Raw genomic sequence first — 14,503 nt, forward strand, 5'->3', positions numbered from 1 at the left:
TCCGAACGCCCCGCCCGGGTCACCGGGCGGGGCGTTCTGTGTCGCAGCGGTGCTCAGACGAAGTGGGACGCGATCTCCTGCACGAGCTGGCCGACGTCGTAGGACCGCGTCGTGTCCACCCGGACGACGGGCCCCAGGCCGATCGGCCCCGCGGTGGGGCCGTGCTCGTCCCAGAACGCCAGGATGTCCGTCAGGTCGCCGTGCACCTCGTGGCGCACGGGCGAACCCGGGTCGTACCGGTCCGTCAGCCGCTCCACGGCGGTGGCGTGGTCGACGTCGCACCACACCTCGACGGCGCGCGGCGACCCGGCGGAGGCGAGCCCGGCCTCCAGGAAGGCGCGGTCACGGGACGGCAGCCAGACGGCGTCGAGGACGACCCCGTGCTCCACCGCTCCGGCCATCGCCCACATCGTGGTCATCGCGATGGCGCCGAGCGGACGCGAGGCGATCATCGGGCCGGCGATGTCCGCCAGCGGTTCCTTGATGCGGTCCTTCGAGAGGAACGGGCAGCCGAGCACCTCGGCGAGGGCGGCACCGACCGTGCTCTTGCCGGAACCGGGCATGCCGTTGACGATGATCGCGACCTGGGCCATGCACCGATCCTCGCAGAAACGACGACAGCGGCCGGACCCCGAGGGGCCGGCCGCTGTCGGGACGTGTCAGACGCTGGCGTTCGCGCCGGCCCAGTCACCCGTCGCCAGGTACTGCACCTTCTTCGCGATCGACACCGCGTGGTCCGCGAACCGCTCGTGGTACCGGGACGCGAGCGTGGCGTCCACGGTGTCGACCGGGGCACCCTTCCAGGTCTCACCGAGCACGAAGTCGAAGACGCTGGCGTGCAGCTCGTCCACGGCGTCGTCCTCGTCCCGGATCTCCTCGGCGAGCTGGATGTCCTCCGTCGCGAGCAGGCGCGTGAGCTTCTGCGCCATCGCGACGTCGTGCTCACCCATCTTCTTGAAGGTGCCGCGGAGGCCCTTCGGGACGACCTTCTCCGGGAACCGCTGGCGGGCGAGCTGCGCGATGTGCTCGGCCATGTCGCCCATCCGCTCGAGCGACGAGCTCACGCGGAGCGCGGTCACGACGACACGGAGGTCGCGAGCGACCGGTGCCTGCCGCGCGAGGATGTCGATCGCGATCTCGTCCAGGCTCTGTGCGGCCTCGTCGATCTTCGCGTCGTCGGCGATCACCTCGTCGGCGAGGGCGACGTCCGACTCGGTGAACGCCTCGGTCGCCCGGGTGATCGCGGACTCGACGAGCCCGGCGATCTCGGTCAGACGCTCCTGGACGTCCTGGAGTTCCTGCTGGAACACTTCGCGCATGGGGGATGGCCTCTCTCTGCGTACCGGGAGAGTGTCGTCACCCCAGGTGAACGAACGGTGACCTGGGACTGAACGCTTCGCGATGGTCTGCGGCAGTGCTCGGGAACCGGGGTGAACGGTGCCGGAACCCCGCGTGTCCACTCCTACACTGACGGCATGGACAACGCGTGGCTCGTGCCACTGTCGATGCTCCTCGGCGGGGTCTTCGGCGCGGGTGTCGTCGGGCTCATCATCACGGCCGAGCGCACGGCACGGGCAGCTGACGTCGCCGAGCGCACCCTGCCGGACGGCGTCGCGGCGGTCATCGCCACGATGCACAACCCCGCCGTGGTCGTCGACCCCTCGAACACCGTCGTCGCCGCGTCACCGCAGGCGCTCACGGTCGGGCTGGTCATCCGCCGCCGGCTCGTGCACCAGGAGCTCCTCGACCTGGTCGACCGGGTGCGTGCCAGCGGAGAGATGGGCGCGGAGGACCTCGAGCTGCCGCGCGGACGACGCGGGGAGCTCGTCGGGTACCTCAGCTTCCGGGCCGCCCAGCTCGGGAACCGGTACGTGCTCCTGACCGCCGACGACCTCACCGAGTCCCGGCGCATCGACGAGGTCCGCCGTGACTTCGTCGCCAACATCTCGCACGAGCTGAAGACCCCGATCGGCGCCATCGGCCTGCTGTCGGAGACCCTCGTCGCCGCGGCGGACGACCCCGACCACGTGCGGAAGTTCGCCGGGCAGCTCATCACCGAGTCCGAGCGGCTCGGCGCCCTGACGAAGGACATCATCGAGCTCTCCCGGCTGCAGTCCGTGGACACGCTCGACTCCAGCGAGGAGATCTCGATCGACAAGGTGGTGCAGGCCGCCGCCGACGCGAACGAGGTCGTCGCACGCGCCCGGGACATCGAGCTCGTCCGCGCGAAGAAGTCGAAGCTCCGGGTGATGGGCGACCCCGGGCTCCTGCAGGTCGCGGTGTCGAACCTCATCGCGAACGCCGTCAAGTACTCCCCGGACCACACCCGTGTCGGTGTCGGCGTCCGGAGCGCCAAGGGGTTCGTCGAGATCGCGGTGACCGACCAGGGCGTCGGGATCCCGGAGGCGGACCTCGACCGGGTGTTCGAACGGTTCTACCGCGTCGACCCCGCACGGTCGCGAGCCACCGGCGGCACCGGCCTCGGGCTCGCGATCGTGAAGCACGTCGTCGGGAACCACGGCGGTGACGTGCGCGTCTGGTCGCAGCCCGGCAAGGGCTCGACCTTCACGATCCGCCTGCCCGAGGCGGACACCGAACTGACCACAGCACTCGAAGAGCAACGGGAAGAGCAGCCAACGTGACCAAGATCCTCATCGTCGACGACGAGCCGGCCCTGAGTGAGCCCCTGGAGTTCCTCCTGCAGCGGGAGGGCTACGAGACCGCCGTCGCTGCCGACGGCGTCACGGCGCTGTCGAAGTTCGACGCCGAGAACCCCGACCTCGTCCTCCTCGACCTGATGCTGCCGGGGCTCTCCGGCACCGAGGTCTGTCGGCAGATCCGCACGCGGTCGAACGCGCCGATCATCATGCTGACGGCGAAGGACTCCGAGGTGGACATCGTGGTCGGGCTCGAGCTCGGCGCGGACGACTACGTGACGAAGCCGTACTCGACCCGGGAGCTCCTCGCCCGGATGCGCGCGGTGCTGCGTCGTCGCACCGAGGACGACCCGGCGGACAGCGGCGTGCTGCAGGTCGGCGGGATCAAGATGGACGTCGAGCGCCACACGGTGTCCGTCGACGGGTCCGAGACGCCGATGCCGCTCAAGGAGTTCGAGCTCCTCGAGCTGCTGCTCCGGAATGCCGGTCGTGTGCTCACCCGCGGGCAGCTCATCGACCGGGTGTGGGGGTCGGACTACTTCGGCGACACCAAGACGCTCGACGTGCACATCAAGCGGATCCGTTCGAAGATCGAGCGGGTGCCGTCGGCACCGGAGGTCCTGGTCACGGTGCGCGGTCTCGGGTACCGGATCGAGGCATGAGCCGCGTCCACGGCTGAACCGACCGGAGGCCCGGTGCGAGTCCCTGGGACTCGCACCGGGCCTCCGGTCGGTTGCGTCTGGTGCGCCTGCCGTGCCTAGCCGGCGGGGGTGGCGGTCGCGCTGTCCGTCGGCGTGGCCGACGGGGTCTCGACGGGGAGCGTCACCGTCGGGGTGGGGGTCGGCGCGAGGGTCTGGTACTCCTCCTGCGCGCTGGTGAGGACCGGCACGCTCGCGGAGACGCCCTCGGCGCCCGGGTAGGAGAAGTAGACCTTGACGAGCGAGCCCGGCGCGATGTCCGCCCCGGCGAACACGACCTCGTCGGAGGTGCCGGCGCTGGTGCCCTGGGTCTCGGCGCCGCTCTGGACGCTCGACTCCGCGCTGCTCGAGTCGCTCGGCGAGTTCGCACCGAGGTCCACGTGGGTGTTCGCGGGGACGCGCACGGTGTCGGAGGCGTCGCCGACCTCGATCGTGACGGTCCGGCCGGTGCCGCTGTTGTTGATCAGCGTGCCGACGAAGCGTGCGTCGTCGTCCTTGCCGTCCGAGATGATCAGCGCGTTGCGGACGTCGATCTTGCCCGTCGTGACGTTCACACCGTCGGTGATCTGCTTGATCTCCTTGGTCTGCGCCGGCGAGATGAACTCGCAGCCGGTTGCACCGAGCGCGATGGTTGCCGCAACGGCGACGGACACGAGTACCCGAGCTCGCAAGAGAATCCTCCGAAGATCACGATGCGCCGGCCGTCTGGTCCAGCACGCCCCCATCTTAGCGATCACCTGGGAGGGCTCGTGGTCAGGGTCCCCTTACCCGAATTCCGCTTGTGGTAAACTGAGTGTTGCGGAACGGAGCTTGATACATGCAATTCGAGGTCGGCGAGACCGTCGTCTACCCCCATCACGGGGCGGCAACCATCTCTGAAGTCAAGACGCGAGTCATCAAGGGCGAGGAAAAGGTCTACCTGAAGCTGCGTGTCACGCAGGGTGACCTGACGATCGAGGTACCGGCGGACAACGTCGACCTGGTCGGCGTCCGCGATGTGATCGGCAAGGAAGGCCTCGACAAGGTCTTCGAAGTGCTGCGTGCACCGTTCACCGAAGAGCCCACGAACTGGTCTCGCCGTTACAAGGCGAACCTCGAGAAGCTCGCTTCGGGAGACGTCATCAAGGTGTCGGAGGTCGTTCGCGACCTGTGGCGCCGCGACCAGGACCGCGGTCTCTCGGCGGGTGAGAAGCGGATGCTCGCGAAGGCCCGCCAGATCCTGATCTCCGAGCTGGCGCTCGCGGAGAAGACCGACGAGGACAAGGCATCCACCGTCCTCGACGAAGTCCTCGCATCCTGATCGTGCCCAGCCAGATCCGGGCGTGAGCACCAGCCACACGACGACCCCACAGACCCCAGCGGTCCGTGGGGTCGTCGTCGTTGCAGCGGGGTCGGGCACCCGGCTCGGGATGGGCACGGCGAAGGCGTTCGTCCCCGTCGCCGGGCAGGTGATGCTCGCGCGCGCGCTGGCGCCGCTGTTCACGCTCGCGTCGCCGACGTACGTCGTCGTGGTGGCGCCGGCTGCGCTGCTCGCGTCGTGCCGAGAACTCGTCGGCGCCGTCGCCGGGGTCGCGGTCGGGTACACGGCGGTCGTCGCCGGCGGGGACGACCGTCACGCCTCGGTGCAGGCCGGTCTCGCGGCGCTGCCCGACTCCGTCGAGACGGTGCTCGTCCACGATGCCGCCCGGTGCCTGACGCCCGCGTCGCAGTTCGCCGCGGTGTTCGACGCCGTGGAGTCCGCAGGCGTCGGTGTCGTCCCGGCGCTCCCGGTCACCGACACGGTGAAGCAGGTGTCCGGCGACGCGGTCGTCGGCACCGTCGACCGGACTGCGCTCGTCGGGGTGCAGACGCCGCAGGGCTTCCCGCTCGCCGCGCTCCGGGACGCGTACGCGGTGTCGACGCAGTCCGAGACCGACGACGCCGGGGTGTTCCAGGCGGCCGGTGGCTCCGTCCAGGTCGTCCCGGGGGACGCCGACGCCTTCAAGATCACGACGGCGTGGGACCTGCAGCGGGCGTCGTCCATCGTCGCGTCACGGACCGGTGCCGGTGCCGGTGCCGGTGCCGGTGCTGGTGCCGCGGTGCGGGTCGGGCTGGGCCTCGACGTCCACGCGTTCGATGCCGCATCGCCGTGCCGCGTCGGGCTGCTCGACTTCCCGGGGGAACCCGGTCTCGCCGGACACAGCGACGGTGACGCGGTCGCGCACGCGGTCTGCGACGCCCTGCTCTCCGCCGGCGGGCTCGGCGACATCGGCGGGCGCTTCGGCACCGCCGACCCGACGTACGCCGGGGCGACCGGGGACGTCTTCATCCGCGGCGCCGTCCGAGCCCTCGCCGACGCGGGACTGACACCGTCGTCCGTCACCGTCCAGGTGATCGGGAACCGTCCGCGCATCGGTGCCCGTCGCCTCGAGATGCAGGACGCGCTGTCCGCCGTCGTCGGGGCCCCGGTCGCGGTGTCCGGCACGACGACCGACGGGCTCGGCTTCACCGGCCGTGGCGAGGGGCTCGCGGCGATCGCGACGGCACTCGTCCACACCTCCTGAAACGCGTGCACGTCCCCGTCTAGGCTTGGGCGCGTGACCGTTCGCCTCTACGACTCCCGTGCCGCAGACGTCGTCGACCTCGTCCCCCTGGTCGACCGACACGTGAGCATGTACGTGTGCGGTCCCACGGTGCAGTCCTCGCCGCACATCGGGCACCTCCGTTCCGCCCTGGTGTACGACATCTGGCGCCGCTGGCTGACCTACCGTGGGTACCACGTCACGCTCGTCCGGAACGTGACGGACATCGATGACAAGGTGCTCGACCTCGCCGCGGGCACCGACGAACCCTGGTGGGCCCGGGCGTACCGCGTCGAGCTGGAGTTCAGTGCCGGGTACGCCGCGCTCGGCATCCTGCCGCCGACGTACGAACCCCGCGCCACCGCGAGCATCCCGCAGATGCAGGACATCATCGCCCGGCTCATCGAGCGCGGCCACGCCTACCCGGCCGCCGACGACTCCGGGGACGTCTACTTCGACACCGGCAGCTGGGCGTCCTACGGCGACCTGACCCGGCAGCGTCGTGAGGACATGGTCGAGGCCGCCGACGCCGACCCCCGCGGCAAGCGCGACGCCCGCGACTTCGCGCTGTGGAAGGGCGCCAAGGCCGGCGAACCGTCGACCGCGTCGTGGGACTCCCCCTGGGGAGCCGGGCGTCCGGGGTGGCACATCGAGTGCTCCGCGATGTCCCGGCGGTACCTCGGGCCGGCGTTCGACATCCACGGCGGCGGCCTCGACCTCCGGTTCCCGCACCACGAGAACGAGCTCGCCCAGTCCACCGCCGCCGGCGACCCCTTCGCGACGTACTGGCTGCACAACGGACTCGTGACCGTCGGCGGGCAGAAGATGTCGAAGTCGCTCGGCAACTCGATCTTCGCGGCGGACTTCCTCGGATCGGCGTCCCCGGTCGTCGTCCGCTACTTCCTCGGCGCCGCGCACTACCGCTCGACGATCGACCACCACGAGGGCTCGCTCGGCGAGGCCGAGGCGGCGCTCGACCGGATCGCCGGCTTCCTGGGGCGGGCGGTCTCGCGGCTCGAAGGGGTGTCCCTCGCGGACGCTCCCGGCGTCCCCGACGCGTTCGCCGCGGCGATGGACGACGACCTCTCGGTGCCCCAGGCGCTCGCGGTGCTGCACGAGACCGTGCGCGCCGGGAACGCCGCCCTGGACGCGGACGATGCGGAAGCGCTCGGGACCGCGTACCATCAGGTGGCCGCGATGGTGGAGGTGCTCGGCATCGACCCGCGAGCGTCTCACTGGTCAGGTGCCGGTCAGGACGCCTCTGCCGCACCGCTCGCCGCCCTCGTCGAACGCCTCGTGCAGGAGCGTTCGGACGCCAGGGCTTCGCGCGACTTCACCACGGCCGACCGCGTGCGCGACGACCTCGCCGCAGCGGGCATCACGATCGAGGACACCTCGTCCGGAACACGTTGGAGCATCGCGTAGCGCGGCGCTGAAGGAGTACATCATGAAGAACGTCTCGGGGAACCGGAAGGGCCGTCCCGGCGCTGTCCGTTCCGGACGCAAGGGCAACAAGCAGGTCGGCTCCGGCGGGCAGGGTGCGCAGGCACTCGAGGGGCGCAAGCCCACGCCGAAGGCCGAGGACCGCCCGTACCACCCCGCCGGCAAGCGCAAGGCCGCGAAGGAGCGCTTCGACGCCGCCCGCAGCCGCCACGGCGCGTCGAGCAGCCCGCAGAACCGCACGGGCCGCCCGCCGCAGCGCAAGACCGACGACTCCGAGCTGGTCACCGGTCGCAACTCGGTGCTCGAAGCGCTGCGCACGAAGACCCCGTCGACGACGCTCTACGTCGCCGCCCGGATCGAGGTCGACGACCGCGTCAAGGAGATCCTGACGCTCGCCAACCACCGCGGCGTGCCGATCATGGAGATCATGCGCCCGGAGCTCGACCGCATCACCGGGCACGACAGCGTGCACCAGGGCGTCGCGCTCAAGGTCCCCGCGTACGAGTACGCCGTCGCCGAAGACCTCGTCGAGCGCGCGTTCTCCCGCGACCAGGTGCCGCTCATCGTCGCCCTCGACGGCATCACCGACCCGCGCAACCTCGGTGCGATCATCCGGTCCACGGCGGCGTTCGGCGGCCACGGCGTCATCGTGCCGCAGCGTCGTTCGGTCGGTGTGACCGCGTCGGCGTGGAAGACCTCCGCCGGTGCGGCCGCCCGAACCCCGGTCGCGATGGCGCCGAACCTGACGCAGACCCTGAAGTCGCTGAAGTCGATGGGCCTCTTCGTGCTCGGCCTCGACGGCGACGGGGACGTGCAGCTCGACGCGCTCGAGCTCGCCGACCGTCCGATCGTGATCGTCGTCGGCTCGGAGGGCAAGGGCCTGTCCCGCCTGGTCACCGAGACCTGCGACGCGATCGTGTCGATCCCGATCTCCTCGGCGACGGAGTCACTGAACGCGGGCATCGCCGCGAGCGTCACCCTGTGGGAGGTCGCTCGGCGCCGTCGCGCCGAGTAGCCCTCCGCCGAGATCGCACTTCGTGTCGTCAGCCCGTTCGGGAAGGCGACACGGAGTGCGATCTCACGTTGGGGGGTCGGGCGTGGGGCGACGAGCGGTCAGACGTTCGCGCGCCAGTCCTCGGCCTCGTCGGACTCGTCGACGTCCCCGTCGGCGTCCACGATCGGGATCGGCATCGTGATCGACGAGGTCGGCGGGTTGATGAGCAGGCGCTCGTCCCGACGGTGCCGGAGCACGTCGTTGATGTAGGCCGTGGTCGCCTCGGGGAGTGAGACCGCACGTTCCTCCTGCTGGGACATGAACCAGCGGTGCTCGAGGAGCTCGTGGAAGACCTCGGCGGGCTCGAGCCGCCCGCGCAGATCCCGCGGGATCGCCCGGACGACGGGCTCGAAGACCTTCGAGACCCACTCGTGCGCGACCATCTCCTCGTCGAGCTCGTCGCGGCCGTTCCGGGCGCGGTAGGCATCGAGGTCGTTGAGCAGGCGACGTGCCTGGTTCTCACCCGCGTCGAGTCCGGTGAGCCGGAGCAGCCGACGCTGGTGGTGTCCGGCGTCGACGACCTTCGGCTGGATCCGGACCTCGCCACCACCGGGGGCCGCGTTGATCGACAGCTCCTCGATGTCGAACCCGAGGGCGTTGAGACGCTCCACGCGGTCGTTGATGCGCCAGCGCTCCTTGGCGTCGAACTGCTCGGTGCCGGTCAGTTCCTTCCACAGCGTGCGGTACTGCGCGACGATGCGGTTCGAGACGTCCACCGCGTCGGCGTTCTCGTCGAGGCGCCCACCGGCTTCGAGGTCGAGGAGCTCACCCGCGATGTTGACCCGCGCCACCTCGAGGTCGTTCTCGCGCTGCCCGTTCGACAGCCCGCCCGGGTAGAGCTTGCCGGTCTCGGCGTCCACCAGGTACGCGGCGAAGGACCCGGCGTCGCGGCGGAACAGCGTGTTCGACAGCGAGACGTCGCCCCAGTAGAAGCCGAGGATGTGCAGGCGCACGAGGAGCAGGGCGAGCGCGTCGACGAGCCGGGTGGCGGTGTCCGGGCGCAGCGTCTGCGAGTACAGCGCGCGGTAGGGGAGCGAGAAGCGCAGGTGCCGGGTGACGAGCACGGGGTGCAGCGGTTCACCGTCCGCGCTGAACCGGTTCGTGATGACGGCGACCGGGTCCACGCACGGCACGTCCATCCGCTGCAGGGTGCGGAGCATCTCGTACTCGGAACGGGCGATCTCCTCGCCGGTCTCCTTCACGGCGACGACGTACCCGCCGAGGTGCACGAACCGGACCAGGTGCCGGGAGATGCCCTTCGGCAGCGCGACGATCGTCTCCTCGGGCCACGCGTCGAGGGGCAGGTCCCACGGCAGGTCGAGCAGACCGGGATCCACGGTGGCTGCGGTGATGGAGAGCGATTCGGGCACGGTGGGTCCTTCTGGCGGTGCGGGTACCGGCGGCGTGGGCCCAGGCCGCCGGTGCGGAACGACGAGAGCCCGCCACCCGCCCTTGTGAGGCGGGCGCGGGCTCCCGGGTGGTGCGCTTCCTAGGCGCTGACGACGGCCTTGTCGTCGAGACGCTCACCGGACTCGGAGTCGAACACGTGGACGTGGCCCTGCTTCGGGCTCACGACGATGGTGTCGCCGATCGAGGGGTGGTTGCGGCCGTCGACGCGGGTGACGATGTCGGTACGCGTACCGTTCACATCGGCGTGGCCGTACAGGTAGCCGTCGGCGCCGAGCTCTTCGACGACGTCGACGGTGACGGGGAGGCCTTCGCCCGAGTTCGAGACGATGATGTCCTCGGGGCGGACGCCGACCGTGACCGAACCGGAACGCGCGTTGCCGAGCGTGTCGCGGTCGACCGGGTGGTTGAGCGAGCCGAAGGTGATGCCGCCCTCGACCACGGAGGCCGGGAGCAGGTTCATCGCCGGCGAACCGATGAAGCCGGCGACGAACACGTTGTTCGGCTTCTCGTAGAGGTCGCGCGGGGTGCCGACCTGCTGGAGGATGCCGTCCTTGAGGACCGCGATGCGGTCACCCATGGTCAGCGCCTCGGTCTGGTCGTGCGTGACGTAGACCGTGGTGACGCCGAGACGACGCTGCAGCGAGGCGATCTGCGTACGGGTCTGCACGCGGAGCTTGGCGTCGAGGTTCGACAGCGGCTCGTCCATGAGGAACACCTGCGGCTGACGGACGATCGCGCGGCCCATCGCGACGCGCTGACGCTGACCACCGGAGAGCGCCTTCGGCTTGCGGCCGAGGTACTGCTCGAGGTCGAGGAGCTTGGCGGCTTCCTGCACGCGGGTGGCGCGCTCTTCCTTGCCGATGCCGGCGATCTTGAGCGCGAAGCCCATGTTCTCGGCGACGGTCATGTGCGGGTACAGCGCGTAGTTCTGGAAGACCATCGCGATGTCGCGGTCCTTCGGCGGGACGTCGGTGACGTCGCGGTCACCGATGCGGATCGCGCCGGAGTTGACCTCTTCCAGACCCGCGAGCATGCGCAGCGAGGTCGACTTGCCACAGCCCGACGGGCCGACGAGGACGAGGAACTCGCCGTCGGCGACGTCCAGGTCGAGGGAGTCCACCGCGGGGCGGTTGCCTCCGGGGTAGAGACGGGTTGCCTTGTCATAGGTGACGGACGCCATGAGCGTTCGGTCCTTTCTCCACCGGCAGGTACGTGCCGGACGATCCGAGTGAAGCGGTGTGCCCGTTGGGGCCCCGGATGGTCGCCGTCGACCATCGAGGTTCATACAACACGAGTTCTCCTGGGTGCGCCAGTGCCACTTTCCCCACGGACGGAAGCGGTCGGCGGACTCCCAGCGCTGATTGGGTGGTTCCCAGAGCCCCCCACTACGATCATTCGGGTCCGTCCGCCGTGCGGGGGTGAGCGCGTGCGGACCCCGATCAGGAGGACCCGGAATCCCATGACGAACCGCCCCGAGGGTGAAGCCCGCGCCGAGCGGAACCAGCGCCGAGCAGCAGCACGCGAGCGCGCCCAGCGCGCCCGACTCCAGCACAAGCGCCGGCAGCGTGGTCTCCGCCTCGGACTGCAGATCGGACTCGGCGTCGTGCTCCTCGCCGCCGCGACCGTCGTGACGCTCGTGCTCGTCGACTCGACGAAGCCCGCCGGTCCGGGCCCGTCGTCGATGTCGCAGGGCGGCATCACCATCGGCCAGGACCTCAAGGCCGTGTCCGGGGCCTCGTCCTCGACGCCGACGCCGTCGGCCACCGCCGGCGCCGACCCGGTGCGCATCACGATGTACATCGACTACCTCTGCCCGATCTGCGGCGACTTCGAGCACACGAACAGCGACTACATCGAGGGGCTCCTCGACTCGGGCGCCGCGACGGTGGACATCCACCCGATCGCGATCCTGTCGAACCGCTCGCAGGGCACGAAGTACTCCCTGCGTGCCGCCAACGCCGCGGCGTGCGTGGCCGAGTCGTCGCCGGACCAGTTCTGGGCCGTGAACCAGGCGCTCTTCGCGAAGCAGCCGGAGGAGGGCACGGCCGGGCTCACCGACGCGCAGCTGACGAAGCTCGTCACCGGGGTGTCGGGCATCCGGTCGAAGTCGACCATCGCGAAGTGCATCGACGAGCAGCACTACGGCAAGTGGGTCGACGAACGCACCAGTGCGGTGACCGGGGGCGACATCCCCGGCTCGACGCTGACGGAGTTCCCGGGCACGCCGCTCGTGCTCGTGAACGGGCAGCGGTACGAGTACTCGCAGCCGTTCACCAACGACGAGTTCCGCACCTTCGTGATCACGGCCGCCGGCTCCGGTGAGGAGACCCCGACGCCGACGCCGACCCCGTCGGGCTCGGCGACGCCGACGCCGACGCCGACGTCGACGCCGACGCCGACACCGTCCGCTTCCGCTTCTGCCAGCTGATCCGGCCCGGCCCGGCCCGGCCCGGCCAGGCCCGGCCCGGCCAGGCCCGGCCCGGCCCGGCGTCGGCGCGGCTAGAGGGACGAGCCGGGGACGCTGAGCGTGTCGCAGGACGTCGCGCCCTGCTCGTACCCGCGTTCGAACCACCGCTGCCGCTGCGCGCTCGACCCGTGCGTGAACGAGTCCGGGTCGACGCGCCCGCTCGAGCGCTGCTGGATGCTGTCGTCGCCGACCGCGCTCGCGGCGGACAGTGCATCGGCGATCTGCGCGCGGGTGATCGGCTCGAAGAAGGTCGTGCCGTTCGCGGACTTCGTCGTGGCCGCGTCACCGACCCAGGCGCCGGCGTAGCAGTCCGCCTGCAGCTCGACGCGGACGCTGCCGGAGGACGCCCCGGTCCCGCTCCGGTCGGTGTCGGCGAACGTGCCCTGGAGCTGCTGCACGTGGTGCCCCCACTCGTGCGCGACGACGTACATCTGCGCGAGGGGACCGCCGGAGGACCCGTACTGCGACTGCAGGTCGTCGTAGAACGCGGTGTCGAGGTAGATCGCCTTGTCGGGCGGGCAGTAGAACGGGCCGGTCGCGGCGGATGCCGTCCCGCATGCGGTGTCCGTGGACCCGTCGAACAGGAAGAAGTCCGGGGAGGTGTACCCGATCCCGAGCTGGCGGCTCTCGGCCGTCCAGTACGTGTCCAGCGACTCCGCCGCGCCCTCCATCCGGCAGTCGATGCTGGCGTTCGCGTCCCGCCCGGTGCGGCACTCGGCGACCGGTGACGCCTCGGAGCCGGCGTCCTGGATCTGGGTCACGCCGCCACCGTCACCGACGAGTCCGCTGAGGTCGACGCCGGTGAACTGGGCGATCAGGAACACGACGACGGCCGCGACGCCGACACCACCGCCGGCGATCGCCGTGGTGCGCCCGCGCCGCTTGACCTTGCCGCCCCGCAGCTGGGAGTCGTCGTTGAACGTCATGCACCGAACCTACGGACGGATGGCACGTCGCGGTGCGGCGCCTCGGACGGATGGCGCGTTGTGGTGCGGCGCGTAGCGTCGCGGAGGACGGCACGAACCGACACCTGTCGCGCAACACGGAAGGAAGCAGCCATGCCCACCCCCATCAACACCGTGATGAGCCCCGCCCGCTACGTGCAGGGTCGTGATGCGATCACCCGGGTCGGCGAGTTCATCGCCCCGATCGGCACCAAGCCGCTCATCGTCGCCGACGACGTCGTGTGGGGGATCGTCGAGGCGAAGCTCACCGAGAGCTTCACGGCGGCCGATCTGCCCGTCGAGCGTGTCGGGTTCGGCCGGTTCGCCACCCCGGCGGCGGTGGACGAGCTCGTCGCGAAGATCCAGGAGACCGGCTCCGACGTCGTCGTCGGGCTCGGCGGCGGTTCGGCCATCGACGCGGCGAAGGCATCGGGCCACCTCGCCGGCATCCGCTGGGTCAGCGTCCCGACGGCGGCCTCGACGGACGCCCCGACCTCGGCGCTCGCGGTGATCTACTCCGAGGAGGGCGAGTTCATCGAGTACCGCCTCTTCCCGCACAACCCCGACCTGGTGCTCATCGACACCCAGCTCGTCGCGAACGCGCCCGTCCAGTTCCTGATCGCGGGCATCGGCGATGCCCTGGCCACCTGGGTCGAGGCCCGAGCCGCCAAGCGCGCGCACGCGGACACCATGGCCGGTGGGCTGCAGACCGAGACCGGCGTCGCACTCGCCGAGCTGTCGTGGACGCTGCTGCACGAGAACGCCCTGCAGGCAATCGAGGCGGTCAAGGCGAAGGTCGTCACCCCCGCGCTCGAGAAGGTCGTCGAGGCGAACACGCTGCTCTCCGGCCTCGGCTTCGAGTCCGGCGGCCTCGCCGCCGCGCACGCGATCCACAACGGGCTGACCGCCGCCCCGCAGGCACACGGCCTGGCCCACGGGCAGAAGGTCAACGTCGGCACCATCGCGCAGCTCGTGATGGAGGGTGCCCCGGCCGAGGAGATCGAGGACTTCGTCGTCTTCACCACGAAGGTCGGGTTGCCGAACACCCTCACCGAGATCGGGCTCTCCGTCGACGACACGACGGAACTCCGCGCGGTCGCCGAAGCCGCCACGGTCGAGACCGAGACCATCCACAACATGCCGTTCCCGGTCACGCCCGAGCTCGTCGTCGACGCACTCGTCGCGATCGAGGGGCTGTCCCGGTCGATCCGCGCCGCGCACGGCCTGCCGGAGCCCGTCCGGTACGTTGCGAAGCACTGAGGACTGAGG

Annotated in this window: 14 protein-coding genes; 8 read left to right on the top strand and 6 right to left on the bottom strand. The window is 70.6% G+C overall.

Translation table 11 applies throughout. From position 1 onward, the window contains the following. Positions 1-53 precede the first annotated feature (53 nt). Together EDF27_RS05760 and phoU are read right to left on the bottom strand one after the other, a co-directional pair. On the bottom strand, positions 54-593 hold the full coding sequence (locus EDF27_RS05760) for an AAA family ATPase (RefSeq protein ID WP_132047693.1): 540 nt from the start codon (positions 591-593) through the stop codon (positions 54-56). A 66-nt stretch (positions 594-659) separates the two neighbouring features. After that, complete coding sequence (phoU, locus tag EDF27_RS05765) at positions 660-1,319, bottom strand: phosphate signaling complex protein PhoU (RefSeq protein WP_123656315.1); 660 nt, start codon at positions 1,317-1,319, stop codon at positions 660-662. Between the two features lie 156 nt (positions 1,320-1,475). On the opposite strand from phoU, the gene EDF27_RS05770 reads away from it, so the two are divergent. Further along, entirely contained in the window at positions 1,476-2,642 is a 1,167-nt protein-coding gene (locus tag EDF27_RS05770; protein WP_123656314.1) for an ATP-binding protein, read from the top strand. Further along, positions 2,639-3,319, top strand: a complete 681-nt coding sequence (locus tag EDF27_RS05775) for a response regulator transcription factor (RefSeq protein WP_123656313.1) — start codon at positions 2,639-2,641, stop codon at positions 3,317-3,319. Before EDF27_RS05770 ends, EDF27_RS05775 begins: the two co-directional genes overlap by 4 nt. Before the next feature lie 95 nt (positions 3,320-3,414). Here the strand turns inward: EDF27_RS05775 and EDF27_RS19605 are convergent, their stop codons facing one another. Next, positions 3,415-4,026, bottom strand: a complete 612-nt coding sequence (locus tag EDF27_RS19605; protein ID WP_165931369.1) for a hypothetical protein — start codon at positions 4,024-4,026, stop codon at positions 3,415-3,417. Between the two features lie 146 nt (positions 4,027-4,172). On the opposite strand from EDF27_RS19605, the gene EDF27_RS05780 reads away from it, so the two are divergent. The 4 genes from EDF27_RS05780 to rlmB are packed head-to-tail and all read left to right on the top strand — an operon-like array spanning position 4,173 to position 8,374. Next, entirely contained in the window at positions 4,173-4,655 is a 483-nt protein-coding gene (locus EDF27_RS05780) for a CarD family transcriptional regulator (protein WP_017888066.1), read from the top strand. 22 nt (positions 4,656-4,677) lie between these two features. After that, entirely contained in the window at positions 4,678-5,898 is a 1,221-nt protein-coding gene (gene ispD, locus EDF27_RS05785; protein ID WP_132047695.1) for a 2-C-methyl-D-erythritol 4-phosphate cytidylyltransferase, read from the top strand. A 33-nt stretch (positions 5,899-5,931) separates the two neighbouring features. Continuing rightward, entirely contained in the window at positions 5,932-7,341 is a 1,410-nt protein-coding gene (cysS, locus tag EDF27_RS05790; RefSeq protein WP_132047697.1) for a cysteine--tRNA ligase, read from the top strand. Positions 7,342-7,363: 22 nt separating this feature from the next. Further along, a complete protein-coding gene (gene rlmB / locus EDF27_RS05795) occupies positions 7,364-8,374 on the top strand; it encodes a 23S rRNA (guanosine(2251)-2'-O)-methyltransferase RlmB (RefSeq protein ID WP_123656310.1) in 1,011 nt (336 codons plus the stop codon). A 98-nt stretch (positions 8,375-8,472) separates the two neighbouring features. Here rlmB and EDF27_RS05800 read toward each other — a convergent pair whose 3' ends face one another. Both EDF27_RS05800 and ugpC read right to left on the bottom strand, forming a co-directional pair. Continuing rightward, a complete protein-coding gene (locus tag EDF27_RS05800) occupies positions 8,473-9,783 on the bottom strand; it encodes a DUF4032 domain-containing protein (protein ID WP_123700799.1) in 1,311 nt (436 codons plus the stop codon). Positions 9,784-9,902: 119 nt separating this feature from the next. Beyond that, positions 9,903-11,003 (bottom strand): sn-glycerol-3-phosphate ABC transporter ATP-binding protein UgpC, encoded by a 1,101-nt coding sequence (gene ugpC / locus EDF27_RS05805; protein WP_123656308.1) that lies wholly within the window; start codon positions 11,001-11,003, stop codon positions 9,903-9,905. A gap of 279 nt (positions 11,004-11,282) precedes the next feature. Here ugpC and EDF27_RS05810 point away from each other — a divergent pair, with 279 nt between their 5' ends. Next, positions 11,283-12,251 (top strand): thioredoxin domain-containing protein, encoded by a 969-nt coding sequence (locus tag EDF27_RS05810; RefSeq protein ID WP_132047699.1) that lies wholly within the window; start codon positions 11,283-11,285, stop codon positions 12,249-12,251. A gap of 71 nt (positions 12,252-12,322) precedes the next feature. Here the strand turns inward: EDF27_RS05810 and EDF27_RS05815 are convergent, their stop codons facing one another. Then, positions 12,323-13,216 (bottom strand): neutral zinc metallopeptidase, encoded by an 894-nt coding sequence (locus EDF27_RS05815; protein ID WP_132047701.1) that lies wholly within the window; start codon positions 13,214-13,216, stop codon positions 12,323-12,325. Positions 13,217-13,348: 132 nt separating this feature from the next. On the opposite strand from EDF27_RS05815, the gene EDF27_RS05820 reads away from it, so the two are divergent. After that, positions 13,349-14,494: a glycerol dehydrogenase gene (locus EDF27_RS05820; RefSeq protein ID WP_123656305.1), complete on the top strand. Its 1,146-nt coding sequence runs from the start codon at positions 13,349-13,351 to the stop codon at positions 14,492-14,494. Positions 14,495-14,503 lie beyond the last annotated feature (9 nt).

This window comes from Curtobacterium sp. PhB136 (assembly GCF_004346855.1).
Lineage (GTDB): Bacteria > Actinomycetota > Actinomycetes > Actinomycetales > Microbacteriaceae > Curtobacterium.

Coding starts and splice junctions, on each gene's coding strand:
- phoU (WP_123656315.1), bottom strand. CDS start 1,319: ATGCGCGAAGTGTTCCAGCAGGAACTCCAGGACGTCCAGGAGCGTCTG.
- EDF27_RS05810 (WP_132047699.1), top strand. CDS start 11,283: ATGACGAACCGCCCCGAGGGTGAAGCCCGCGCCGAGCGGAACCAGCGC.
- EDF27_RS05820 (WP_123656305.1), top strand. CDS start 13,349: ATGCCCACCCCCATCAACACCGTGATGAGCCCCGCCCGCTACGTGCAG.
- EDF27_RS05760 (WP_132047693.1), bottom strand. CDS start 593: ATGGCCCAGGTCGCGATCATCGTCAACGGCATGCCCGGTTCCGGCAAG.
- EDF27_RS05780 (WP_017888066.1), top strand. CDS start 4,173: ATGCAATTCGAGGTCGGCGAGACCGTCGTCTACCCCCATCACGGGGCG.
- EDF27_RS05815 (WP_132047701.1), bottom strand. CDS start 13,216: ATGACGTTCAACGACGACTCCCAGCTGCGGGGCGGCAAGGTCAAGCGG.
- ugpC (WP_123656308.1), bottom strand. CDS start 11,003: ATGGCGTCCGTCACCTATGACAAGGCAACCCGTCTCTACCCCGGAGGC.
- EDF27_RS05770 (WP_123656314.1), top strand. CDS start 1,476: ATGGACAACGCGTGGCTCGTGCCACTGTCGATGCTCCTCGGCGGGGTC.
- rlmB (WP_123656310.1), top strand. CDS start 7,364: ATGAAGAACGTCTCGGGGAACCGGAAGGGCCGTCCCGGCGCTGTCCGT.